Here is a 507-nt window from a genome sequence, read left to right on the forward strand (position 1 = left end):
CAAATTAGCTTTCACATGTGAAAGTCAGGCTCTCCGGGGCCTGATTTCACTATGAGGTGAATCTATGGAGTTACAAGAAGCAAAAGAGGCTCTCGATAGCCTTCATCCACACAAGGCCTCAGCGCCTTTGAGGCTTGTCATCCACCAGCCAGGTGGGATTGGTGGAACCCCTACAGTGGGGGTGAAAGCTATTCACGCAGGCTTTGACTGGGACAGCAACACCATCCTGATCTATCCGGAAGAGCAGCTCACCCGGTTGACGCCGGATGAGGTCGCCGCCATCACGAAGTCAGTATCGAAAGGACAGTCCTGGCATTCATATCAGCAGTTCAAGAAGTATCGGGAGCAGTTGGCCGAAGCCACGGAAGAAATTAATAGGCTCAGAGCTGAGCTGGGCAGGTATCAGAATAACGGGAGGGGGTAATGCTAAAACGCGGAATTATCAATCTCGCTGCTAGGTACAGCATTGTTGATGCCCTACTCAGGAATGCAGCAATTTGGATCTTT

The 507-nt window shown here is 50.9% G+C and carries 1 protein-coding gene; it reads left to right on the forward strand.

Features of this window, described 5'->3' with window-relative positions; all coding sequences use genetic code 11:
• Positions 1–64 precede the first annotated feature (64 nt).
• Complete coding sequence (locus tag R8N47_RS28605) at positions 65–424, forward strand: hypothetical protein (RefSeq protein WP_000422768.1); 360 nt, start codon at positions 65–67, stop codon at positions 422–424.
• Positions 425–507: the final 83 nt, after the last annotated feature.

The sequence above is a fragment of the Vibrio sp. 2132-1 genome, from assembly GCF_033344315.1.